Annotated in this window: 23 protein-coding genes; 14 read left to right on the forward strand and 9 right to left on the reverse strand. The window is 42.3% G+C overall.

The window, feature by feature from the left end:
* Positions 1 to 45 precede the first annotated feature (45 nt).
* Positions 46 to 606, forward strand: a complete 561-nt coding sequence (locus MNY66_RS07625) for a TorD/DmsD family molecular chaperone (RefSeq protein WP_047256482.1) — start codon at positions 46 to 48, stop codon at positions 604 to 606.
* Between the two features lie 147 nt (positions 607 to 753).
* On the opposite strand, the gene MNY66_RS07630 is transcribed toward MNY66_RS07625, so the two are convergent.
* Positions 754 to 1314, reverse strand: a complete 561-nt coding sequence (locus MNY66_RS07630) for a lipoprotein (RefSeq protein ID WP_047256483.1) — start codon at positions 1312 to 1314, stop codon at positions 754 to 756.
* Positions 1315 to 1356: 42 nt separating this feature from the next.
* Positions 1357 to 2562 carry a multidrug efflux MFS transporter MdtH gene (mdtH, locus tag MNY66_RS07635; protein WP_047256484.1) on the reverse strand — a complete coding sequence of 402 codons (1206 nt, stop codon included), beginning with the start codon at positions 2560 to 2562 and terminating at the stop codon, positions 1357 to 1359.
* Between the two features lie 263 nt (positions 2563 to 2825).
* On the opposite strand from mdtH, the gene rimJ reads away from it, so the two are divergent.
* The gene (rimJ, locus tag MNY66_RS07640) at positions 2826 to 3398 is read left to right on the forward strand and encodes a ribosomal protein S5-alanine N-acetyltransferase (protein WP_047256485.1); all 573 of its coding nucleotides are present in this window, start codon (positions 2826 to 2828) and stop codon (positions 3396 to 3398) included.
* Between the two features lie 173 nt (positions 3399 to 3571).
* A complete protein-coding gene (murJ, locus tag MNY66_RS07645) occupies positions 3572 to 5107 on the forward strand; it encodes a murein biosynthesis integral membrane protein MurJ (protein ID WP_241501822.1) in 1536 nt (511 codons plus the stop codon).
* A 188-nt stretch (positions 5108 to 5295) separates the two neighbouring features.
* Here the strand turns inward: murJ and argS are convergent, their stop codons facing one another.
* Positions 5296 to 7026 carry an arginine--tRNA ligase gene (gene argS, locus MNY66_RS07650; RefSeq protein ID WP_047256487.1) on the reverse strand — a complete coding sequence of 577 codons (1731 nt, stop codon included), beginning with the start codon at positions 7024 to 7026 and terminating at the stop codon, positions 5296 to 5298.
* 250 nt (positions 7027 to 7276) lie between these two features.
* On the opposite strand from argS, the gene MNY66_RS07655 reads away from it, so the two are divergent.
* Together MNY66_RS07655 and cutC are read left to right on the forward strand one after the other, a co-directional pair.
* A complete protein-coding gene (locus tag MNY66_RS07655) occupies positions 7277 to 7831 on the forward strand; it encodes a VOC family protein (RefSeq protein WP_241501823.1) in 555 nt (184 codons plus the stop codon).
* 139 nt (positions 7832 to 7970) lie between these two features.
* Positions 7971 to 8729, forward strand: a complete 759-nt coding sequence (cutC, locus tag MNY66_RS07660) for a copper homeostasis protein CutC (protein ID WP_053908470.1) — start codon at positions 7971 to 7973, stop codon at positions 8727 to 8729.
* Between the two features lie 164 nt (positions 8730 to 8893).
* On the opposite strand, the gene cmoB is transcribed toward cutC, so the two are convergent.
* The 3 genes from cmoB to MNY66_RS07675 all read right to left on the reverse strand — a co-directional run bounded on the left by cmoB (position 8894) and on the right by MNY66_RS07675 (position 11174).
* Positions 8894 to 9865, reverse strand: a complete 972-nt coding sequence (gene cmoB / locus MNY66_RS07665; protein WP_053908468.1) for a tRNA 5-methoxyuridine(34)/uridine 5-oxyacetic acid(34) synthase CmoB — start codon at positions 9863 to 9865, stop codon at positions 8894 to 8896.
* A complete protein-coding gene (gene cmoA, locus MNY66_RS07670) occupies positions 9862 to 10617 on the reverse strand; it encodes a carboxy-S-adenosyl-L-methionine synthase CmoA (RefSeq protein ID WP_047256491.1) in 756 nt (251 codons plus the stop codon). The genes cmoB and cmoA overlap by 4 nt, the downstream gene beginning before the upstream one ends.
* A 158-nt stretch (positions 10618 to 10775) precedes the next feature.
* The gene (locus MNY66_RS07675) at positions 10776 to 11174 is read right to left on the reverse strand and encodes an MAPEG family protein (protein ID WP_047256492.1); all 399 of its coding nucleotides are present in this window, start codon (positions 11172 to 11174) and stop codon (positions 10776 to 10778) included.
* A gap of 819 nt (positions 11175 to 11993) precedes the next feature.
* Between MNY66_RS07675 and aspS the strand changes: the two genes are divergently transcribed.
* The 6 genes from aspS (at position 11994) to ruvB (ending at position 17698) form a co-directional block, all read left to right on the forward strand.
* A complete protein-coding gene (aspS, locus tag MNY66_RS07680; RefSeq protein WP_241501824.1) occupies positions 11994 to 13766 on the forward strand; it encodes an aspartate--tRNA ligase in 1773 nt (590 codons plus the stop codon).
* Between the two features lie 5 nt (positions 13767 to 13771).
* A complete protein-coding gene (nudB, locus tag MNY66_RS07685) occupies positions 13772 to 14209 on the forward strand; it encodes a dihydroneopterin triphosphate diphosphatase (protein ID WP_047256494.1) in 438 nt (145 codons plus the stop codon).
* A gap of 149 nt (positions 14210 to 14358) precedes the next feature.
* Complete coding sequence (locus MNY66_RS07690) at positions 14359 to 15102, forward strand: YebC/PmpR family DNA-binding transcriptional regulator (RefSeq protein WP_047256495.1); 744 nt, start codon at positions 14359 to 14361, stop codon at positions 15100 to 15102.
* Between the two features lie 90 nt (positions 15103 to 15192).
* Positions 15193 to 15714, forward strand: a complete 522-nt coding sequence (ruvC, locus tag MNY66_RS07695; protein WP_047256496.1) for a crossover junction endodeoxyribonuclease RuvC — start codon at positions 15193 to 15195, stop codon at positions 15712 to 15714.
* Between the two features lie 313 nt (positions 15715 to 16027).
* Positions 16028 to 16645 carry a Holliday junction branch migration protein RuvA gene (gene ruvA / locus MNY66_RS07700; RefSeq protein ID WP_047256497.1) on the forward strand — a complete coding sequence of 206 codons (618 nt, stop codon included), beginning with the start codon at positions 16028 to 16030 and terminating at the stop codon, positions 16643 to 16645.
* Between the two features lie 39 nt (positions 16646 to 16684).
* A complete protein-coding gene (gene ruvB / locus MNY66_RS07705) occupies positions 16685 to 17698 on the forward strand; it encodes a Holliday junction branch migration DNA helicase RuvB (RefSeq protein WP_047256498.1) in 1014 nt (337 codons plus the stop codon).
* 179 nt (positions 17699 to 17877) lie between these two features.
* Here ruvB and znuB read toward each other — a convergent pair whose 3' ends face one another.
* Both znuB and znuC read right to left on the reverse strand, forming a co-directional pair.
* The gene (znuB, locus tag MNY66_RS07710) at positions 17878 to 18663 is read right to left on the reverse strand and encodes a zinc ABC transporter permease subunit ZnuB (protein ID WP_047256499.1); all 786 of its coding nucleotides are present in this window, start codon (positions 18661 to 18663) and stop codon (positions 17878 to 17880) included.
* Positions 18656 to 19423: a zinc ABC transporter ATP-binding protein ZnuC gene (znuC, locus tag MNY66_RS07715; protein ID WP_241501825.1), complete on the reverse strand. Its 768-nt coding sequence runs from the start codon at positions 19421 to 19423 to the stop codon at positions 18656 to 18658. The genes znuB and znuC overlap by 8 nt, the downstream gene beginning before the upstream one ends.
* 75 nt (positions 19424 to 19498) lie before the next feature.
* Between znuC and znuA the strand changes: the two genes are divergently transcribed.
* The 3 genes from znuA (at position 19499) to lpxM (ending at position 23124) form a co-directional block, all read left to right on the forward strand.
* A complete protein-coding gene (gene znuA, locus MNY66_RS07720) occupies positions 19499 to 20449 on the forward strand; it encodes a zinc ABC transporter substrate-binding protein ZnuA (protein ID WP_047256501.1) in 951 nt (316 codons plus the stop codon).
* A gap of 31 nt (positions 20450 to 20480) precedes the next feature.
* Positions 20481 to 21806 (forward strand): murein DD-endopeptidase MepM, encoded by a 1326-nt coding sequence (gene mepM / locus MNY66_RS07725; protein WP_197076011.1) that lies wholly within the window; start codon positions 20481 to 20483, stop codon positions 21804 to 21806.
* Positions 21807 to 22143: 337 nt separating this feature from the next.
* Entirely contained in the window at positions 22144 to 23124 is a 981-nt protein-coding gene (gene lpxM, locus MNY66_RS07730; RefSeq protein ID WP_047256503.1) for a lauroyl-Kdo(2)-lipid IV(A) myristoyltransferase, read from the forward strand.
* 237 nt (positions 23125 to 23361) lie between these two features.
* On the opposite strand, the gene pyk is transcribed toward lpxM, so the two are convergent.
* Positions 23362 to 24804: a pyruvate kinase gene (pyk, locus tag MNY66_RS07735; RefSeq protein WP_241501826.1), complete on the reverse strand. Its 1443-nt coding sequence runs from the start codon at positions 24802 to 24804 to the stop codon at positions 23362 to 23364.
* Positions 24805 to 24895 lie beyond the last annotated feature (91 nt).

Genomic DNA, 24895 nt, shown 5'->3' on the forward strand with positions numbered 1-24895 from the left:
GCGGTTAATTAGCGAGAATAGAGCAAACTTAATAAGGATAATACTATGAATGAATTTTCAATGGTTTGCCGTATCCTAGGCTCATTATTTCAGCGTGCCCCGGAAGATCAGGTGGTGAAACCGCTGTTTGATATGATAGCTAATGGCAGCTTAAAAACAGCGTGGCCGCTCGAACAAGATGAACTTTGGGAGCGTATGCAGCCGCTGGCTGATATTTCGGCGCTGGATCAAGATTATCAGGCGCTATTTAATCCAGCGGATCCTGCGGTACCGTTTAGAGCCGCGGAGTACGATGTGCAGCCAGAAAGCGCAATCCGTGAGTTCTTAGTTGAGCGCGGCATGCCAATGACCAGTGAAGCGCCGATGGATACGTTTGGCGGGCTGTTATTGTCGGCATCTTGGTTGGAAGATCAAGCAGCAGAAGATGAAGTTGATGCGCAGATTCAGTTTTTTGAGTGTTTTATTTTGCCGTGGAGCAGTACTTTTTTAGGCAAAGTAGAAGCGCATGCCAAAACCAGTTTTTACCGCAATTTGGCGATTATGACTCGTGAAGCATTGGCGGAGCTGTATCAGGATTTGTCTGAAGATCTTACTAATGCTGAGTGACCCTGTCACTATTATCCATAAAATCATGCCAATAAAATAATATCGATAAAATAATTTAATCAAAAAAAACGGACCTAAGCATGGCTTAAGGTCCGTTTTAGCGTTTATCTATAGAATTTTTTTATCGTCAATAGCAGCGTTAGTCAATTACTCGACTAATGGGATAACTAATTTACCCGGTTTGACTTCTAAGCCTTTGGCCAATTTTTTGGCAGTAGCTTCTGCCGCGCTATTATCGGGGTTCAGAACATAAACAGGTTGCTGTTCAAAGAAGCTTTGCAGTGAACTATTGAGATACGGCAATACCGCCGAAATAGGCGCATCCATATTTTCAGGTGTCACTTTATAGCTGCTGATAGTTAAATCTTTCAAATAGATAGCACCTGTCGCTACGTCAAAGTAAGGGCGAGAGGTTAACGTTAATGACACTTGTGCGGTGGTTGAACCTAATAAGCTATCTAGCGTAATTTTAGCTTGCCCAGTGAGCGCAATTTTATTGGGTTCGGTACGACCAATCTCGGTAGATAAATTAAAAAATTGGATATCAGCATCAACCACACCAGAAAGCCCAACTTGATGATTATAGTTCACATTTTTGGCTAAATAGTCATTAATCAGCCCTTCGTTGATACTGAACTCTTTAAATTGGTTACAACCAGTAAGTAGGGTGATCAGGCCAAAGGTTGCGGCCAGTAAGATATGTCTCATCGATACATGCTCCTTGTCGTCTAATGAGTTAATTTTACACCATTAATTACCATTAAGCATGGCAGTTTCAATTTTCTTTTGGTTAAATTGGCGATGCAGCGCCCAGATGGTAATAAAACCAATAACGCCTAATAAAAACCACGGTAAATGCGGCATATGGTATTGATGCCCAATATCATACAGCCAGCCTCCACCGGTATAGCCGACTGCACCACCTAAAGCTAAACCTAAACGACTGAACCCCATGTAACTACCGCGTGCCCGAGGATCAGCTAATGAAGCGCTCAAGGTTTCTCGAGCGGGTTCGGCAATAATCATCCCGAGATAAAACAGGCTAATTAATCCAAATAGTAGGGGCAAAGAGTGTGTCAGCCCGATGGGGATCATGCTGATACTCATCAAGAATAATCCAGCCATGACCCGCTGTTCAAGACGAAAATACTTTTCGCTCCAGCGCGCAATAGGATATAGCAGCGACAACGAAATTGTGGCTTCAATAGCATACATCCATTTGACGGCAGTGGGTGTACCGGCTAATTCATTGATAATAATTGGGAACATCAGCATGACTTGTACCGCCAGTATAAAATAACCCGCCAGCGTTATGACGTAATTAACAAAACGTTTATCGTGCAATACGCGGCTTAAGCCTTCTCGGATTGGGGTTTTGGCGGTAGAAATACGGTAAGCCGGTAATAGCCATGCATTAAATAGCGCAGCTAATACAAACACGGCGGCTCCGACCCAGCAAACATAATGAAAATCATATTGCAGTAGCCAACTGCCGATCAGCGCACCAATTACTGCGCCTGCGCTATCTTGCATTAATAGCAGTGAGTAAAAGCGTCCGCGTTCATACGGACGAGTTAATTTGATCACCAGTGCAGTGCGTGGTGGGTCAAACAGAGTGCCGCCAAGGGCGGATAAAATACAAGAGAACCATAATATCCACGGTTCATTAGCCATAGCCATCACAGCAAAACCCGCAGCACGCATTAGCATACCGATAATAATCATCGGCTTAGCGCCAAACCGGTCGGCGATTGCCCCACCGAAAATCCCCAGTCCTTGCTGAGTGAGTTGGCGCAGTCCTAGCGCGAACCCAACCACTAATGCCGGCCAACCAAGTTGTTCAACAAAATGAATCGAAATTAAGGGGAATACGACAAAAAAGCCGAGAACAACCAGCATATTATCAAATAATAAGAAGTATTTACCCAGACTTCTTGCTTGCGATACCTGTGCCATTACACACCATCAAAAAGAGCAAAAATAGGAGGAGAGAGATCAATAATAATTGTTGAGAATATTATCAGCAGAATAGATACTAGATCATGATATTTTTTAATCGATACATCAGGTGCTTATCGATTATTTATTTTTATCAATCTCGTTAAAAATTGCAGATAATTGATAGTCTGTAATCCGGAAATTAATTTGTAACCAGCCATAGCTAATGACTAAATTGAATCAATAGTTCGGCGATTTTAGCGTATTTTTAAGGATGTTAAATGTTTGGTTATCGCAATGGGGCGCCAAAACCTCGCCTAGTAACGGACAGAATGGTTATCCGTTTAGCCTATGAACGGGATGCGTACCGTTTAGCTGATTATTATTGTGAAAATAAAGCGTTTTTAAAACCGTGGGAGCCGACGCGTGATAACTCACATTTCCAACCTTCAGGCTGGCAAAATCGGTTGCATGTGATGACGGAGCTGCATCGGCAAGGGAGCGCATTTCATTTTCTGTTATTAGCTCCTGATGAAGATCAAGTGATCGGGGTGATTAATTACAGTAATGTACTGCGTGGGGCGTTTCAAGCGTGTTATGTGGGATATTCGATCGCTGAGAAATGGCAGGGACAAAAATTAATGTATGAAGCGGGGCAAGCGACTATTCGCTATATGCAGCAGCATCAAAAAATTCATCGCATTATGGCTAATTATATGCCACATAATATTCGCAGTGGCAATTTATTAACTAAGCTTGGTTTTGAACGCGAAGGCTATGCGAAACAATATCTACAAATTGACGGCGTTTGGCGTGACCATGTATTGACCGCATTAACTACGCGGACGCGATAACATCCGCAATTTTTTGTTCATTTTAATTCAGGCTTATTTAGGCTTGCTCTCGAAACAATAAGTGAATATACGCGAGTGAACTAATAAGGCGGCCGAATTGAAATTTCAGTCGTAGTCAGCAGGCAGCACTGCTGGTAAACTTGCACGATTATTTAATTTCAGTACCTATAATCATGAATTTATTAAAATCATTAGCGGCGGTCAGTTCCATGACCATGATGTCGCGTGTTCTCGGTTTTGTGCGTGATGCCATTATTGCGCGTTTTTTTGGTGCCGGCGCTTCGGCTGATGCATTCTTTGTGGCGTTTAAATTGCCGAACTTGCTGCGACGGATCTTTGCCGAAGGGGCATTTTCTCAGGCGTTTGTCCCGATTCTGGCCGAATATAAAAGTCAGCAAGGAGAGGAAGCGACACGTACTTTTATTGCATTTATCGCCGGGATGTTGACATTAATTTTGGCATTAGTCACGGTGGCCGGTATCGTTGCCGCACCGTGGATTATTTATGTGACTGCCCCCGGATTTAGTGAAGATGCCGATAAGTTTATCTTAACCACTTCATTATTGCGGGTTACCTTTCCTTATATCTTTTTGATTTCTCTAGCTTCTTTAGCTGGTGCTATTCTGAACACTTGGAATCGTTTTTCTGTTCCAGCGTTTGCTCCCACCTTATTGAATGTCAGTATGATCTTCTTTGCGGCCTTTTTAGCCCCGTATTTTGACCCACCGATAATGGCATTAGCTTGGGCAGCATTAGTGGGGGGAATTTTACAATTAGTTTATCAATTGCCACATTTGAAAAAAATTGGCATGTTAGTTCTGCCAAGATTATCGTTTAAAAATAGCGGTGTATGGCGAGTCATGCGCTTGATGGGACCGGCGATTATTGGGGTTTCAGTGAGTCAAATTTCATTAATTATCAATACAATTTTTGCCTCTTTCTTACAATCAGGCTCAGTCTCATGGATGTATTATGCAGATCGCTTGATGGAGTTACCTTCAGGTGTACTTGGTGTCGCCTTGGGGACCATTTTATTACCATCGCTAGCCAAGAGTTTCACCAGTGGTAATCATGAAGAATATCGCCGTTTAATGGACTGGGGACTGCGTTTATGTTTCTTGCTAGCATTGCCTTGCGCCGTCGCATTAGCGATTTTATCTGAACCTTTGACGGTGGCTCTGTTTCAATACGGTAATTTTACGGCTTTTGATGCGGCGATGACTCAGCGAGCACTGATGGCTTATTGCGTTGGTTTAATGGGAATGATCGTGGTGAAAATTTTGGCGCCTGGATTTTATTCACGCCAGGACATTAAAACCCCGGTTAAAATTGCGATTGCCACCCTGATTTTAACTCAGTTAATGAACTTAGTCTTTATTGGGCCTTTGCAGCATGCCGGGCTAGCATTATCGATTGGTTTGGCGTCCTGTTTCAATGCCGGAGTGCTATATTGGCAGTTACGTAAGCGTAATATTTTCAAACCATTAGCTGGCTGGGGCAAATTCTTAGGCAAATTATTGTTTGCGCTAGTTGTGATGGTGGCGGTGCTATTTGGGCTGTTATATCTAATGCCAGCTTGGGAACAAGGCAATATGCTGATGCGTATGCTGCGCTTGATTTTAGTGGTTATTTTGGGTGCCAGCAGTTATTTTGCCGCACTTTATGTTTCAGGTTTTCGTCCACGTGATTTTATGCAGCGCAGTATCTAAGCTAACAATATTAACGTTATAATATCTAAGGCGATAATTGGATAGCGTAGCGGGTTTATTATTCAGTAATGAGCGGGTATAAAATCCCGTTCATGTTAGGTCAAATAATGACAATAAAAAAGAGCGGCCATCAGGCTGCTCTTTTTATTAATAATGGGATTAAAACCGAATTGAGAATAATAGCGTGCTTACATTCTCTCTACGGTTTGAATACCTAAAGTCTCTAAGCCAGTTTTTAAGGTTTTTTGAGTCAACAGTGCCAGTTTTAAACGGCTTTGACGTTGTGCGTCAGATTCGGCTGTAAGAATAGGGCAATGTTCATAGAATCCAGAGAATAATCCCGCGACATCATACAGATAAGCACACATAACGTGAGGTGTGCCATCGCGTGCCACCTGAGTAATGGTTTCTTCAAATTGCAGCAGGCGAATAGCTAAAGCTTTTTCACGCTCATCGGTTAACACTAATGGCAATGACAAATCCGTTTGATCAACTTCTGCGCGTTTGAAAATAGATGCCACACGGGTGTATGCGTATTGCATATATGGCGCAGTATTGCCTTCAAATGCCAGCATATTATCCCAATCGAAAATATAATCGGTGGTACGGCTTTTGGATAAATCAGCGTATTTAACCGCACCAATCCCGACCGCAGTGACCACTTTTTGTAATTCATCTTCGCTTAATTCTGGATTTTTACTACGGATCAGTTTTTCTGCACGTTCAACGGCTTCATCCAGCAGGTCAGACAGACGTACGGTACCACCAGAACGAGTTTTAAACGGTTTGCCATCTTTACCAAGCATCATGCCGAACATATGGTGCTCAAGAGACATCGATTCGGGAATATAACCCGCTTTGCGTACGATAGTCCATGCTTGCATCAAATGCTGATGTTGACGAGAGTCGATATAATATAGCACTCGGTCTGCATGCAGCACTTCATGGCGATACTTAGCGCATGCGATGTCAGTAGTGGTATACAGATAGCCGCCATCTTTTTTCTGAATAATGACGCCCATTGGGTCGCCTTCTTTATTCTTGTATTCGTCAAGATAAACAACCACGGCGCCTTCACTATCTACCGCCAGCCCTTTGGCGCGTAAGTCGGCAACAATATCTGCTAGCATATGGTTGTATAGGCTTTCACCCATCACATCGTCTTCAGTCAGAGTGACATTTAAGCGCTGATAGGTTTGTTGATTTTGCGCCATGGTGATATCTACCAATTTACGCCACATCTTACGGCAATATTCATCGCCAGATTGCAGCTTAACCACGTAGTTACGGGCGCGCAGAGCGAAGTCTTCATCTTCGTCGTAGCATTTTTTGGCTTCGCGATAGAATACTTCTAAATCAGCTAATGCCATATCGCTGGCTTCTTCATTCTGGACTTTTTCCAGATAAGCTATCAGCATACCAAACTGAGTCCCCCAGTCACCGACGTGATTGGCGCGGATCACTTTGTGACCCAAAAATTCTAATGTACGGGCTGCCGCATCGCCAATAATTGTCGAACGTAAGTGGCCAACATGCATCTGTTTAGCCACGTTAGGCGCAGAATAGTCGATAACAATCGTCTGAGATTCAACCGGGGAAATGCCCAATTTTTCATCTTGCAGGGCAACTTCGGCACCTTTTTCAATCCAGCGCGGATCAATAAAAATATTGATAAAGCCGGGGCCAGCAATTTCAACTTTATTGGCGATACCTTCAAGATCTAACAGACCAATGACTTTTTCGGCCAGTTGTCGGGGCGGGATACCCATTTTTTTAGCAGCGCCCATAATGCCATTGGCCTGATAGTCCCCAAATTGGACTTTAGCGGACTGACGCACTAGCGCATCACAGCCCTCAGGAGCTCCCGCTGCGAGCAACGCAGCACTAATTTTATCTGAAAGAATAGCCTGAATATTCACCGGATTACCTTAAATTACGAACATAAGTCGTTGTATTGTGCCATTACAAACAACGCACGAAAAGAGCCATGAAGTTTAAAGGAGGAGATTTATAACATAATTGTTATTTTGCATGCCACCTAACATAGCCATTATACTGCAAGTTATAGCTGGGTGGGTCGCGTTAATAGGTTAAAATCGCCCATCGAACCACTTAATAACTGCCAAAGATTTAACAGCCTAGTATTTTACCACCAAGGATATTATTTGTATGAATGTTTTGAACCATATTGCTCAATTAGCCGATTTAGCCGAAGATTTACCACTTTTTGAACAACGATTGCAGCAAATGGCAGAGATATTAGGCATTTCTTTGGCTGACTACCCGATAGATCATATTTCTGTACGTTGCCATCAATTGACTACCGCTCATCGTTGGTGTGAGGGGTTAGCGCAGTGTGCTGAATTAATCTCCAATAAGTCAATCAACGGGCGCCCTATCTATTTATTTGAACTCGCTCAACCGTTAAATATTGCCGGTTGGCCAGTTTCTATTATCGAACTGCCGTTTCCTAAAGATAAAGTCTATCCACAAGAAAGTTGGGAGCATGTCGAAGCAGTTATTGATGTTGAACCAGAGCAGCTAATTGAGCAAGCTAGTGCTTTGTTACCCAAGCCTTTACCTCATAATTTCAGCCTTAAGATAAGTCAACCTAAAGGTGATTACGAACGTTTGCCTAATCCCACATTAGCGGTTAGTGATGGTAAGATAACCTTAAAATATCATCCTTTTTCTTTGAAAAAAATTGTTGAAAGTGAGGGTTAGGTTACAAAAAAAGCTTTTATCTAATATTTATACAAAAAACTTCTTAAGCTGTGATATTAAACAAGTCAGCAAATGCAAATAGGTGTCATTATTATCTTTTACCGATTTGCGTTATTTTAATAGCTATTGGAGGGCGGTTATGGCGAAACTTGAAATTTGTTGCTTTGGGATTGAATGTGCGCAAATAGCGCAAGAATTTGGTGCTGATCGTATAGAATTGTGTTCAGGCGCTGCGGAAGGGGGATTAACACCTAGCTATGGGTGTTTAAAACATGCTCGAAAAAACATTCATATTCCAGTGCATCCCATTGTTCGCCCACGTGGTGGAGATTTTTGTTATAACACCATGGAGTTTGAGGTTATAAAAGATGATGTGCAAATGATCCGCGAGCTTGGTTTTCCGGGAGTGGTAGTTGGTATGCTTGATAGCGAAGGACGAATTGATCTGCCGCGAATGGAACTGTTAATGCGAGAAACGCGTGGATTAGAAGTCACTTTTCATCGCGCTTTCGATATGTGCGTGAATCCGTTATTAGCATTAGAACAATTAAAATCATTGGGCATCGCCAGAATATTGACTTCTGGACAGCAGCAAAATGCAGAATTGGGTTTACCGCTATTAAAGCAGTTGAATGATAAAAGTCGTGAAATTAATGGACCTATTATTATGGCAGGTGCGGGAGTTCGATTGAGTAATTTGACTAAATTCATCGAAATGGGCATTACTGAGCTGCACAGTTCCGCGGGTAAGACGGTTTCTTCGAGTATGAATTACCGCAAAGTTGGTGTGACTATGGCATCGAACAGTGAAACGGATGAGTTTACACATTATTGCGTTGATGGATTAACGGTTGAAGCGATGAAAGATTTTATGTCGCTAACTAATAATTTGCATTAATTAGCTACACCAAAGACTGTTTAGTTATACTACGCTGAAAAATCAGTAATCTCCAAAAACAGATTCAGAAAACCCACAGGTTAATGTGGGTTTCTTTTTGGTCAGAAGGAGTATTGGTGTTAGAGCATTAATATCGTTTAGATTATCAAATATGCTGGTAGATATTAGGGTTTACGCGCGGTTAATATTGCTCGTAAGGGCGCCGGATAGCCTTCGATAGTTTTACTCTGATCGTTAGGATCAAGAAAATCCACCAGTGATTCGGTGGTCATCCATTCGGTACTGCGCTGCTCATCGAGCGAAGTTATCGCTTGATCAACAATACGCACATCGACAAACCCGCATTTTTCTAACATCACTTTCAGCATCTTCGCTGAGGGAATAAAGTAGACATTACGCATTTGTGCATAGCGGTCACCGGGGATCAAGCATTGGAACTCGTCACCGTCGATAACCAAGCTTTCTAGCACTAATTCGCCATCAGAAACTAACTGATTTTTCAGCTGATATAAGTGATCTAATGGCGAGCGTCGGTGATATAACACCCCCATAGAAAATACAGTATCAAAGGCTTTGAGTTGTGGAAGTTGTTCAATACCGACCGGTAATAGGTGCGCGCGTTGATCATTACCCAGTAAGGTGCGTACTGCTTCGAATTGACATAAAAACAGTTGTGTCGGGTCAATACCCACAACAAATTCGGCACCTTCGCCTAGCATACGCCACATGTGGTAGCCACTACCACAGCCAACATCCAACACATAGCGATCTTTTAACGGAGAAATATGCGGTAATACGCGCTCCCATTTCCAATCAGAGCGCCATTCGGTATCAATATTTACACCATATAAAGAAAAAGGACCTTTACGCCATGGCATAAATTCTCGCAAAATATTGTACACACAGCGATATTCGCCCGAGGTTAACTCAGGCTCTCGCGTTGCGGTCACGCTATGTTTTAAATCCAGTGTGGTGGGAGTGATCGCCGGTAAATTTTCCAGCACTTTTTCCCACGATTTAAATTTACCGTGTAAATGTTCTTTTTTCCATTCACTGAGCTGCGCGGGTAAAACATCTAACCAGTGGCTTAAGCGACCTGTGGCTATTTCACGGTAAAAATTACCAAAATCAATCATTTTCCAGTTCCTTTAACCGCGAGAATAGAGCCAAAATTGAAGCATTGGAACCACACTTCACTGTGCTCAAAACCTGCTGTTTTCAATCTGTTTTTATGTGCAGTTACGCTATCGGTTAACATCACGTTTTCTAACATGCTGCGTTTTTGGCTAATTTCGAGTTCACTATAGCCATTTGCACGTTTGAAATCATGGTGCATATTAAATAATAATTCATCAATCGGTTGATCATCGAAGCTAAATTTCTCCGATAATACTAATACGCCGCCAGGATTAAGTCCCTGATAAATTTTGTTCAGTAGCGTTTGGCGATCTTCTGGATTGAGAAACTGTAATGTAAAATTTAGCACCACCATGGAGGCATTTTGCAGCTTAATATTGCGGATATCACCTTCAATCACTTCAACAGGTGTCTCGGCTTTATAGGCATCAATATGACGACGACAGCGTTCGACCATCGCAGGGGAATTATCTACCGCGATAATATTGCACTGTTTAGCCTGAATATTACGGCGCATCGATAATGTGGCTGCGCCTAGCGAACATCCGAGATCGTACACCTGACTGTGATCAGTGACAAAACGTCCTGCCAGCATGCCAATCATAGTAATAATATTCGAATAGCCCGGCACTGAACGCTGGATCATATCGGGGAAAACTTCGGCCACTTTCTCGTCAAATTGCCAATCGCCTAAATTAGCAATAGGGGCGGAGAAAAGGCTATCTTTTGGTTGTTGATCCTGAGTTGACATAACGGCTTGTATAAATAGAAACAATAAGTAGAGGGGGATTCTAGCAGAAATTTACTCGATGCAGAAAAGCAATTCAAAGGTGGGATGAAAAATAATGCTGCAAAATACAGACTAAAACGGCAGAAAGCCTGCCGTTAGGGCGATTATCTACGGGGATATTAGAGATCAAAAGAGAAAATTTGAACCCACGGTAAATAGTAAATATTGGCGATAACCATTAATACCATAGAAAGATAAGTGGCAGTCATACCAGAACGACGCCAATAATATTCTCTATTTTTTAGACCATAAGAATGGAGTATGCGTCCCGCAATTAAAATAATACCACACAAGTGGATCATCCATACGTGTGCGCCATTCATTTCCATAAACAGTAATAGCAACAAAGACATCGGAATATATTCGACGGCGTTGCCATGTACGCGGATAGCGGTTTGTAATTCGTAAAAGCCACCGTCGCCATAAGCGACACGATACTGTGTTCTCAGTTTAACTACGTTGAGCGATAATTTAATTAATAGCAATGCACCTAAAACAGCATACAGAGAGCTGACCATTTTTTACTCCATTAATTATCCTAGTCGGCTAAGTAAGTGATAAATCTCACAACTAATGAGCTACCGCTGTCACTAACAGTCTTTAATATTAAAGATTTTATCGGATATCATACAGGCAAATATTAGTATATTTAATATTATTCTTGATTGTTTCTCTCTGTATTGACACTTTATTTCAGTTATATATTCTTATAATATCCTTAAGGTTATTTATAATCTATTGATTTTAATTGAAATAATCAGTGGTTAATCACAACGGTTAGATTAATTAGGCTTCAATTGGATTACAATAATATGAGGAAAATAGAACGTGATGCGGGTGTTTAGCTGGCACCGGCTAGCACATTGGCTGGAAAATAAGCGGGCTAATCAGTTAAATGTATTGAGATTAAGCATAGAATATAATAATTAAAACATTCAATATGTACATAGCGCTAAGAGTCACATAAAATCAATGCTATTCATGAATGGTGTGTGTATCTGTATATATCTATTATCCTTCACGTTGCCAGTGTGTTGGCCGAGCCAAGATAATTTGTTTGAGCCGCTATTGTTTTTTGAGCAGGAGTTATTTTAGTGAGCCGCCGCCTTCTTGCAACCTGAATGATTTTGGCGATATATCCGATAAATAAAATTAGCATTTATTTAACTGATTTTTCAACACATCAAATTGATTTTACTGATTTAATATTCTTTTTGGGCTTATGTCCAGATTGAATTTCCGATATAATGACTGCCTTTTTTTGACATTCTGATTGTGTTGTCAACAGTGCCAAAATTTCCGCAGCAAGAATAACAAGCTGAGTAAAAGGATATTGTATGCGTTCTAATTATTGTGGGCAGTTAAGCCTTGCTCATGAAGGTCAAAAAGTCACTCTGTGTGGATGGGTAAATCGTCGTCGTGATTTAGGTGGCTTGATTTTTATCGATTTACGCGACCGTGAAGGCATCGTGCAGGTTTTCTTCGATCCTGAATGTAAAGCTGCATTTGAAAAGGCTTCTGAGTTACGTAATGAGTTTTGCATCCAAATCAGCGGAATCGTACGTGCACGTCCTGCTAGCCAAGCTAATAAAGATATGGCGACCGGTGAAATTGAAATTTTTGCTGACGACGTTGAAATTTTCAACCGATCAGAGCCGCTGCCACTGGATAGCAACCAAGTTAATACTGAAGAAAATCGATTAAAATACCGCTATCTGGATTTACGCCGCCCAGAAATGTCTAAGCGTTTAAGAACACGCGCTAAAATCACCAGTTTTGTGCGTCGTTTTATGGATGCTGAAGGTTTCGTTGATGTTGAAACCCCGATGCTGACTAAAGCAACGCCTGAAGGCGCGCGCGATTATTTAGTACCAAGCCGTGTGCACAAAGGTAAATTCTACGCGCTACCACAATCTCCTCAATTGTTTAAACAGCTATTAATGATGGCGGGATTTGACCGTTATTATCAAATAGTAAAATGTTTCCGCGATGAAGATTTACGTGCGGATCGTCAGCCTGAATTTACCCAAATCGATGTCGAAACCTCGTTCATGACCGCAGATCAAGTGCGTGAAATCATGGAACGTATGATCCGCGAATTGTGGTTAGAAACCAAAGCGGTCGATTTAGGTCAATTCCCAGTAATGACTTTCGCTGAAGCCATGCGTCGTTACGGTTCAGATAAACCTGATTTACGTAACCCAATGGAATTAATCGATATTGCGGATTTAGTTAACGCGGTGGATTTTGCGGTATTTGCTGAGCCAGCGAACGATCCCAAAGGTCGTGTTGTGGCGTTAAAAGTCCCAGGTGGCGCAACCTTGAGTCGCAAACAAATTGACGACTACGGTAAATTTGTGGGTATATATGGCGCTAAAGGTCTGGCATGGATGAAGATCAATCAGCGTGCTGAAGGCTTAGAAGGGGTGCAAAGCCCAATAGCTAAATTCTTAAATGCGCAAGTTGTTGAACAATTATTAGCTCGTACTGACGCACAAGATGGCGATATCATACTGTTTGGTGCCGGGGCAAAAAATGTGGTTACCGATGCGATGGGGGCTTTACGTCTAAAAGTTGGTCGAGACCTCGAACTGACCGACCTGAAAAGCTGGCGTCCATTGTGGGTGGTTGATTTCCCAATGTTTGAAGATAATGGTGACGGTGGCTTAACCGCAATGCACCATCCATTTACTTCGCCGTTAGATTTTACGCCACAGCAACTGGAAGAAGATCCAGAAGCGGCTGTAGCGAATGCCTATGATATGGTGATTAACGGTTACGAAGTTGGGGGGGGATCGGTGCGTATTCACCGCAATGAAATGCAGCAGTCAGTGTTCCGCATTTTAGGTATCTCAGAGCAAGATCAGCGTGAGAAATTTGGTTTCTTATTAGACGCGTTAAAATATGGAACACCACCGCATGCGGGTCTGGCGTTCGGTTTAGACCGTCTGGTGATGCTATTAACCGGCACTGAAAATATTCGTGACGTTATTGCATTCCCTAAAACGACCGCCGCAGCATGTCTGATGACCGAGGCGCCAAGCCATGCAAACGTTGATGCGTTGGCTGAGTTAGCCATTCAGGTTGTGGTTAAAAAAGACGAGCAATAAACTCAATGAAATTATATAAGCGCCCTGAATCAGTATTGATTGTTATTTATGCCCACAACAGTGGCAGGGTGCTTATGCTGCAACGGCAGGATGACCCCGACTTTTGGCAATCTGTCACTGGCAGTTTGGAAGAAGGGGAACAACCTGCGGCTGCGGCGGCTAGGGAGATAAAAGAAGAGATAGGCATTGATGTGGCTGCCAAACAATTGACGTTAAGCGACCGCCATCAAAGTGTTATCTTTGAAATTTTTCCGCACTTTCGGCATCGCTATGCGCCGGGAGTTACCCACTGCAAAGAGCATTGGTTTACCCTGGTTTTGCCGGAGGAGTTTACGCCGCACTTGACAGAACACTTAGATTTTCGTTGGTTAGCGCCAGAACAGGCGGTCACTTTAACTAAATCTTGGAGTAATGCTCAGGCGATTAAAAATTTTGCTAATTAACTATTTTATTCCCCAAATAATTTATGCAGCAGCTTATCGTTAGTTAAATATCGGCATAATTATTGGCTTAATTTTGCTGTTTATCAGCGTAATGGGTGAGTCTGTAACATAAAATATGGCGGGTATATTCATGTATTTGGAGAGATTTCATGGCAGGTCATAGTAAATGGGCCAACACCAAACACCGTAAAGCCGCGCAAGATTCTAAGCGTGGTAAGATTTTCACTAAAATTATTCGTGAGCTGGTTACTGCGGCGCGTATTGGTGGTGGTGATCCCGCGTCTAACCCGCGTTTACGCGCAGCTGTTGATAAAGCCTTATCAAACAATATGACTCGCGATACGTTGAATCGTGCTATTGCGCGTGGTGTCGGCAGTGATGACAATGACGATATGGAAACCATCATCTATGAAGGTTATGGCCCAGGCGGAACAGCCGTGATGGTCGAATGCCTAAGTGATAACCGTAACCGTACGGTATCTGATGTACGTCATGCGTTCACTAAAACCGGCGGTAATCTTGGAACTGATGGTTCAGTAGCTTATTTGTTCACTAAACGTGGCGTTATTACTTATGCACCGGGTGTGGATGAAGATGCGTTGATGGAAGCTGCATTAGATGCAGGGGCGGATGACGTTGAAACGTATGACGATGGTGCGATAGATGTTTACACCACGCCAGAAACGTTTGGTGAAGTTAAAGATGCCTTAGATGCGGCTGGATTTACCGCAGAAGCTGCAGAAGTATCAATGATCCCTTCGACTAAAGCGGAATTAGATGCTGAGACAGCACCTAAATTGATGCGTTTAATCGATATGTTAGAAGATTCTGATGACGTGCAAGAAGTGTATCACAACGGTGATATCTCTGACGAAGTCGCAGAGCAGCTGTAATAATCCGTTCTCCCGCGTAGAGAAAGCGTGCTGTAATCAGCATGCTTTCTCTAACGCTCTCCCGTATCCATTCACCGTCAGGTTACAAACGTGTCCATAATATTGGGAATAGACCCCGGCTCTCGTGTTACTGGCTATGGGGTGATCCGCCAACAGGGAAGGCAGTTACTGTACCTTGGAAGTGGCTGTATAAGAACTAAAGCTGATGATTTACCCACCCGATTACAGCGTATTTATGCTGGTGTGATGGAAATTATTACGCAGTATCAACCCAATACATTTGCTATCGAACAAGTGTTTATGGCAAAGAATCCCGATTCAGCATTGAAACTCGGCCAAGCTCGAGGCGTAGCTATTTTAGCTGCGGTTAATCAATCATTGCCCGTTTTTGAATATGCAGCGCGTCAAGTTAAACAAACGGTTGTTGGCACCGGTGCCGCAGAAAAAACACAAGTTCAACATATGGTGCGCTCCATTCTTAAATTGTCGGCCAATCCACAATCTGATGCTGCCGATGCCCTTGCTATTGCTATCACTCATTGCCATTTTAATCAAAATTTACTCAAAGTGGGCGATCCAAAATTAGTGTTAACACGTGGGCGTTTAAGGTAATGCTGTATGTGCATCCAGTTTTATTTGTGATATAAATACTTCTCGCATTATCAAATGATATAGAGTAAGGGCAATTGCGGTTAGTTGTACCGTACTAAACTCGGCGTATATCGCATTATTCACTGATAAATAATGTTAATCATAATGCAGCTGATATTTTGCAGAGAGAAAAATTATCGATTATTGGCGCTAAATTGGTTTTTAAATCAACCGGGTGCGAGTAATTAAAAATAGTCACTGTAAGAATAGCATCTATAAAATAGTGTTTATAAAAATAATGCTATAAGTTTACTTTTGGTCAAGAGGATTCAGTGTGATAGGGCGTTTAAGAGGCATTATATTAGAAAAACAACCGCCGATTGTGTTATTAGAGACCAATGGCGTGGGTTATGAAGTGCATATGCCAATGACTTGTTTTTATGAGTTACCCGATGTAGGTCAGGAAGCTATTGTTTTTACACAATTTGTTGTACGTGAAGATGCTCAATTATTGTATGGCTTTAATGATAAACAAGAACGAGCTCTGTTTAAAGAGCTAATTAAGGTCAATGGCGTAGGGCCAAAATTGGCCTTAGCAATTTTATCCGGAATGTCTGCCCAACAGTTTGTTAATGCGATAGAACAAGAGTCGATTGTAACCTTAGTTAAGCTACCGGGTATTGGTAAAAAAACCGCCGAGCGTTTAGTGGTCGAAATGAAAGATCGCTTTAAAGGGCTTAATGGCGATCTATTTAATCAAAACAGTGAAATCACTTTACCGGCGGTTAATCCGCAAGGTCAGAGTAGCGTTGATATTGAATCTGAAGCTGCGGCTGCGTTGGTATCTCTAGGCTATAAACCGCAAGAAGCCAGCCGAATGGTCAGTAAAGTGGCTAAAATGGGTAACGATTGTGAAACGTTAATCCGTGAGGCTTTACGCGCTGCGCTCTAATTAAATTAGGTAATAACGTGAAATTAAGGAAATTATCTTATGATTGAAGCTGATCGCCTAATCTCCGCTGAGGTGCTCCGCGAAGAAGAAGAAGCTATCGATCGTGCAATACGGCCCAAGTTTTTGTCTGAATATGTCGGTCAGCCTCAAGTAAAAGAGCAGATGGAAATTTTCATTCAGGCGGCACGTTTGCGTGGTGAAGCGCTCGATCATTTGCTGATTTTTGGGCCTCCGGGATTAGGAAAAACGACGCTAGCCGGTATTGTAGCTAATGAGATGGGTGTCAGTTTGCGTACTACTTCGGGGCCTGTTTTAGAAAAAGCCGGTGATTTGGCTGCTATGCTGACTAATCTTGAGCCACACGATGTGCTGTTTATCGATGAAATTCACCGTTTATCTCCAGTAGTTGAAGAAATTTTGTACCCAGCGATGGAAGATTACCAACTGGATATTATGATTGGTGAAGGACCGGCGGCGCGTTCAATAAAAATAGATTTGCCGCCCTTTACATTGATAGGGGCAACCACGCGTGCGGGCTCATTAACCTCACCGTTACGAGATCGTTTTGGTATTGTTCAGCGGTTAGAGTTTTATAATATCGATGATCTTCAGCATATTGTCACCCGTAGCGCCCGTTTTATGGGCTTGGATATCAGCCCAGAAGGGGCACATCAAGTTGCTAGACGTTCGCGTGGAACACCGCGTATTACCAATCGTTTATTAAGGCGAGTGCGTGATTTTGCCCAAGTTAAAGGCGATGGCAGTATTGATGAATCCACGGCAAATTTAGCATTAGATATGCTGAACGTCGATTCTGCGGGCTTTGATTATTTGGATCGTAAATTGCTGGTGGCGATTATTGATAAATTTATGGGCGGTCCGGTCGGAATTGATAACTTGGCTGCAGCGATTGGTGAAGAGCGTGAGACTATTGAAGATGTACTCGAACCGTACTTGATCCAACAAGGGTTTATTCAGCGCACCCCGCGCGGACGTATTGCGACCGGGCATGCGTATCAACACTTTGGTTTAACACCAAAATCTAATAATTAGAATCAATTAACCTGCTCATGTGCTTTATCGCATTAGAGCAGGTTGGTATTATAATTTAATCTTATATCAATTGAGTTATCAATGTATTACTTGATTATGTTATCAGTACTGGATTCGAGTGCTGTATTCTAAAATACTAATACCGTCATACATACTTGCATATAAACACCGTCGATAGCTTAATTTTTGGTGTTTACCGCTAAGCTGAGAACAAATAAGATGGCAGCGGATAATACCACCGATGGCCCAGCAGGTGTATCATAAAAGGCGGAAAAAGCTAAGCCGCCAGAGACCGCTAGCATACCAATAATTATCGCAATGCCTGCCATTTGTTCTGGTGTACGAGCAAAGCGTCTTGCCGCCGCGGCGGGAATAATTAGCAGTGAAGTGATAATCAAAGCACCGACAAATTTCATCGCAATACCAATGGTTAAAGCGGTGACCATCATTAACAGCACTCGTAATCGTTGAATTTTAACCCCATCGACAAAAGCTAATTCTTGATTAATAGTCATCGATAGTAATGCGCGCCATTGCCAGAAAAGTAATCCGCAAACAATAATCACACCGATCAGAATAGCGCTGACATCTTCATAAGTAACTGATAATAGATCGCCAAATAAATAGGCCATCAGATCGACCCGCACATTGGACATTAGGCTGACCACCACTAACCCGAGGGACAGGGCGCTGTGAGCCATAATACCTAAAAGTGTATCAACAGCTAATTGTGGACGTCTTTCCAGCCAAACTAAAATCAATGCCAACAGTAATGTAACAGCAATCACTGCGTAAAAAGGATTGATATTCAGCATTAAGCCAAAGGCGACCCCGAGCAGAGATGCGTGGGCAAGCGTATCGCCAAAATAGGACATACGACGCCAAACCACAAAAGAACCTAACGGTCCTGCGGCGGTGGCTAATAAAATACCGGCCAGCCAGCCGGGCAGCAGTAATTCAATCATGGTGGCAATCCTTGCTATGCAGATGAGGCGCGATAATATTACCTTCTAAATCATGTTGATGATTATGATGATGCCGATAGACGCCAATTTGTTGTGCGCCGCGATAACCAAACATGGCAATAAACTCAGGGTGCAATGAGACGACTTCTGGAGTGCCAGAGCAACAAATATGCCCATTGATACACAACACTTTATCCGTTTTTGCCATCACTAAATGTAAATCATGCGATACCATTAACACACCGCAATTCAGCTCTGTTCTTAATTGATTAATTAAATCGTACAGTGCTACTTGGCCATTGATATCAACGCCTTGAGTTGGTTCATCTAGCACTAATAAATCAGGTTGATTTAATAAGGCTCGAGCTAACAATACCCGCTGTGTCTCACCGCCGGATAATTTTTGCATCGGTTGTTCAATTAAATGTTCAGCCTTAACACGCATTAATGCCGGTAAAATATCTTTCGTTTTTACTTTAGGTTTAAGCAGCATAAAGCGCTTGACGGTAAGGGGCATAGTGGCATCGAGGTAAAGTTTTTGCGGGACATAGCCGATAGACAGGTTTCGCGTCCGTTCTATTTTTCCTGACGATGGCGGAATTAACCCAAGGACAATACGCACAATGGTCGATTTTCCTGCGCCATTGGGGCCTAAAAGGGTTAATATTTCGCCTTTGTGCAGCGAGAATGTGACATCTTGCAGTACATGACGCTCACCAAAGGAGACTGAAATATTTTTTAAACTAAGTAATGCTTGCATGTGAAAAATATCTTGCAGAATTGAAGAAACGTTATAATATAACATTTCAAAATAAAAAGCACGGATTAATCTATTATGATACATAAATCAAAACAGTTCGCCCGGAAATTAATATTCGCTTCGATAATAAGTGGAATTCTGCCTATTGCTGCACAGGCAGATATTGTAACCTCGGTGAGACCTTTAGGATTTATTGCCGCGGGGATAGCGGATGGCGTGACAAACACTCAAGTTTTGTTACCGGATGGGGCTTCTCCACATGATTATGCGCTAAAACCGTCTGATCTGCGTAAAATTAAACAAACTGACTTATTTGTGTGGGTTGGGCCAGAAATGGAAATGTTTTTAGAAAAACCGCTAAAACAGCTGCCTAAGCACAAAAGTCTGCCCTTAGCGGAACAAAAAAATATTAAACCATTATTAATGGCAAATAATGATGAAGGGGATAATGAAGATACTGACGCTCATGATGGTGATAATCTTGAGCTAGGTCACGAACATCATTCACACGGTGCGTATAATATGCATATATGGCTGTCCCCAGAGATAGCGAAACAGGCAGCTCAAGATATTTATGATAGATTAATAGTGATTTATCCTGAGAAACAGAAACAGCTGGACGTAAACCTTCGTAAATTCAATGAAAATATGGCGCAAAATGATAAGAAAGTTGCTAATATTTTGCAGCCGGCTAAAGACAAAGGATATTTTGTTTTTCATGACGCTTATGGCTACTTTGAAAAACACTATCATTTATCCCCATTGGGGCATTTTACGATAAATCCTGAAATCCAGCCAGGGGCACAGAAATTACATCAAATAAGAACACAACTGGTTGAGCAAAAAGCACAATGTGTTTTTGCTGAGCCACAATTCAGGCCGGCCGTGATCCAAACCGTTGCGCAAGGGACGGGAGTGCGTATGGGCACGTTAGATCCTCTCGGAAGTGGAATAACGTTAGGTCCAGATAGCTATATGCAATTTTTAACGCAACTATCGGAACAATATGCGGGCTGCCTGAATTAAAAACAAGAAGGAATTGTTGAAAGTGCAGCAGATGGCTAAAAGTCTCGTCCAAGTCTACGGAAACCTATCTAAGCCGCATAAATTTATGTTAGGTACGTTAACCGCAGCAACACTGGCTGTCGCTATATGGCGGCCAGTTCATATCCATGAACGACAGAATGACAGTAATACCGAAACAACAATTCCGGTAACGGCGCCTTTTATTAATGATAAATACGCGACTGATGACGTTATTTTAGACAGTAGTGATCAATTATCAGATGAAGGCGTTGCAGATGTTGATGCTACCGATACTGATGATGCATCAACTATACCGCATGAGTATGTGGTGTCCAGTGGTGATAATCTGTCGAGTATTTTAACTCAGTTCGGTATAGAGCCGGGCGATGTTGCCACTTTAGCTAACCAGCATAAAGCACTACGTAACTTAAATATTGGCCAGACACTGAATTGGACATTAACGGCTAATGGCGAATTAGAATCCCTAACTTGGGATGTTTCTCGTCGTGAAACTCGAATTTATACTCGTGTCGGCAACACCAATACCTTTAAAGAAGTTAAAGAGTTGGAGAAAGGTGTTTGGACCAATAACGTAGTGCAAGGCTCGATTAATGGTAGCTTTGCCAATAGCGCTCGTCAGGCGGGATTAAATCGTACTGAAACTCGTGATGTCATCAAAGCATTACAATGGCAGGTTGATTTCCGTAAATTACAAAAAGGCGATAAATTCACGGTGTTATTAAGTCGTGAGATGTTGGATGGCCGAAATGAACAAAGTCAATTACTAGGCGTTCGCTTACAAAATAGTGGTAAAGATTATTACGCTTTCCGTGCCGATGATGGACGTTTTTATGATGCGGAAGGTAATGGATTAGAACAAGGTTTTTTACGTTTCCCTACAGCTAAACAGTTCCGGGTTTCCTCTAATTTTAATCCTCGTCGTATTAACCCAGTAACCGGTCGCGTTGCCCCGCATAAAGGGGTCGATTTTGCGATGCCTGTTGGTACGCCTGTATTAGCTGTGGGTGATGGTGAAGTCATTGTGTCTAAATACAGTGGCGCCGCGGGTAATTTTGTGGCTATCCGCCACGGTCGTCAATATACAACGCGTTATATGCATATGCGTCAGTTATTGGTTAAACCGGGTCAAAAAGTAAAACGTGGTGATCGTATTGGCTTATCAGGTAATACCGGTCGTTCTACTGGACCACATTTGCATTTTGAAGTGTGGGTTAATCAGCAAGCAGTGAATCCACTGACCGCCAAATTACCAAGTTCAGGTGGATTAATGGGGAAAGAGCGTAAAGAATATTTAGCTTCTGTGCGTGATATTAAACCGCAATTAAAACTGAATTAATCACATATAGCTCCTTAATCCTGACGGGCAGATAGCAATATCTGCCCGTTTTCTTTGGGAAATTAACTGCTGGGAATAATATTATTTAGAATAACAGTTTTCGTACCGCTAATTGGGAAGTGTAAAAAATCCTGTTGATGAATGAGGTTGATAAGCCAAGATATCTCCCACAGATTATGGTTAAATACCGATATTGAAATCAAATGACTGAGGCGCTATTAATAAGCGATATCAATACAACCGCTTCTTGGCTCGATTAGCACAGCAATATTCAATGGTGTGGTGAGTTTTAAATGTGCAGATTAAATAGAGTGTTAATTTTTTTGTTAGGTAACCGATGAATAAAGATAAAGATACTGACAGTAAATTAGGCTACGTTCCTCGTTTCCATCGGACATATCTACATCCGAAATATTGGGGCGTTTGGCTTGGGGCGTTGGTATTGGCAGGATTAGCCTATATGCCAGTAAGATTGCGTGATCCATTATTAGCGTGGGTTGGAAAATGGGTCGGTAAATTGGCAAAAAGTGCTCGTCGTCGAGCGCAAATAAATTTACTGTATTGTTTCCCCGAATGGACAGAGCAGCAGCGCGAACAATTGATTGATAACATGTTCGCTACGGCACCACAATCTTTTGTGATGATTGCTGAATTATGTTTGCGTGGTGCAGAAAAAACTTTAGCCCGTACTGAATGGCATAATCAGGCTGTGATTGAAAAATTACAGGCCGAAGGGCGCAATGTGATTTTTATGGTTCCGCATGGTTGGGCGGTTGATATTCCCGCAATGTTACTGGCTGCACGAGGCCAAACTATGGCGGCAATGTTTCATCATCAAAAAAATCCAGTGGCAGATTTCTTATGGAATAAAGCACGTTATCATTTCGGTGGGCGTTTGCATTCTCGTGAGGCAGGGATTAAGCCATTTATCTCTTCGATACGACAGGGATATTGGGGGTTTTATTTACCTGATCAAGATCATGGTGCTGAGCACAGTGAATTTGTGGATTTTTTTGCTACTTATAAAGCTACATTGCCAGCGGTAGGTCGTTTAATGAAAGTATGTAAGGCCGCGATTGTCCCTTTGTTCCCTGTATATGATCATCATGAGCATCGTTTGCATATTTATCTTCGTGAGCCGATGGATGATATCGATGGCAAAGATGATAATTATATCGCACGGCGTATGAATGAAGAGCTGGAGCAACTGGTTAGTCCGAATCCAGAGCAATATACGTGGATTTTAAAATTGCTCAAAACGCGTAAAGAAGGTGAAATTGAACCCTATCAGCGTGATGATTTATATTCTAAAAAATAAGCGCAAGCTGTTAAAATAAGATTATTTAGTAAGCGTTTTTATTATTTAGGCATATCGCGTTTACGGGCATATAGCCGTTATGTGTAAGATGCTCGCTGAACAAATGAGTTTTATTTACGGCTTACGGTATTAATCAGAATTAGAAACAATCATAAAAAGTAATAATTAGAAACAATAAAAAAACGCTGCCTTTTCTGGGCAGCGTTTTAGATTTAGCCGTTTGGTTAATTAATTCAATTATTCGACTTCTAAAATACGGCAAGTATTGGTGCTTCCTACGGTACCCATCAGGTCGCCTTGGGTAACTAACACAACATCTCCGGTAACTAAATAGCCTTTGTCACGTAAACGATTAACTGCTTCATTAGCAGCGGCAATGCCATCAATATGCGTGCTACAAAATACAGGTGTTACACCGCGGTATAAGGCACATTGATTTAAGGTTTTTTCATGGCGTGACATAGCAAAAATAGGTAAACCTGAGCTGATACGAGACATCATACGTGCAGTGCGGCCAGATTCTGTCATCGCCATAATCGCTTTAACCCCTTTAAGGTGGTTAGCTGCGTACATGGTTGACATCGCAATCGCTTCTTCGATATTTTCAAATATGATATCAAGGCGATGTTTAGACACGGATAAGCCAGGGACTTTCTCTGCGCCCAGACATACTTGCGCCATAGCAGCAACAGTCTCGGCAGGATATTGTCCAGCAGCGGTTTCTGCTGAAAGCATTACAGCATCGGTACCATCAAGAACCGCATTAGCAACGTCCATGACTTCGGCGCGTGTTGGCATCGGATTGGTGATCATCGATTCCATCATTTGAGTCGCTGTAATCACGACACGATTCAGTTGACGCGACCGCTGAATTAATTTTTTCTGTACTGCCACGAGCTCAGGATCGCCAATTTCAACGCCTAAGTCACCACGGGCAACCATCACTACGTCCGAAGCTAGAATGACTTCGTCCATGATTTGGTCATTAGCCACGGCTTCAGCACGTTCAACTTTAGCCACGATTTGGCAGTCACAGCCTGCATCACGCGCTAAGCGGCGTGCATAGTTTAAATCTTCGCCACAGCGAGGGAAAGATACAGCGAGGAAATCGACACCAATTTTTGCGGCGGTTTTAATGTCTTCTTTATCTTTTTCAGTCAAGGCATCCGCAGATAATCCGCCGCCTAACTTATTGATACCTTTATTGTTGGACAATTGACCGCCAACAGTTGTTTCGGTATAAACTTGTAATCCTTTGACTTCGATAACTTTTAATTGGACTCGACCATCATCCAATAACAAGATATCGCCAGGGACAACATCTGCGGGTAAACCTTTATAATCGATGCCGACTTTAGTTTGATCGCCTTCGCCTTTACCTAAGGTAGCATCAAGAATAAATTTATCACCAATATTGAGGTATATTTTGCCATCTTTAAAGGTCGAAACACGGATTTTAGGCCCTTGTAAGTCGCCTAAAATAGCCACATTACGACCAGAACGAGCTGCAATTTCACGAACTTTATTCGCACGCGCTATATGATCTTCTGCCGTACCATGAGAAAAGTTGAGACGCACAACATTAGCGCCTGCGTTAATGACTTTCTCTAAATTATTGTCGCGATCTGTTGCGGGACCTAGAGTGGTAACTATCTTCGTTCTTCTCAGCCGTCTGGACATGTATTACTCCGTTGACCTGTAATGGTAATGAATTGTGGGTAAACATTTTCACCCAACTTAATCTTATTTTTACGCTAATTGCTGTTGCTGA

The sequence above is a fragment of the Moellerella wisconsensis genome, assembly GCF_022592395.1.
GTDB lineage: Bacteria > Pseudomonadota > Gammaproteobacteria > Enterobacterales > Enterobacteriaceae > Moellerella > Moellerella wisconsensis.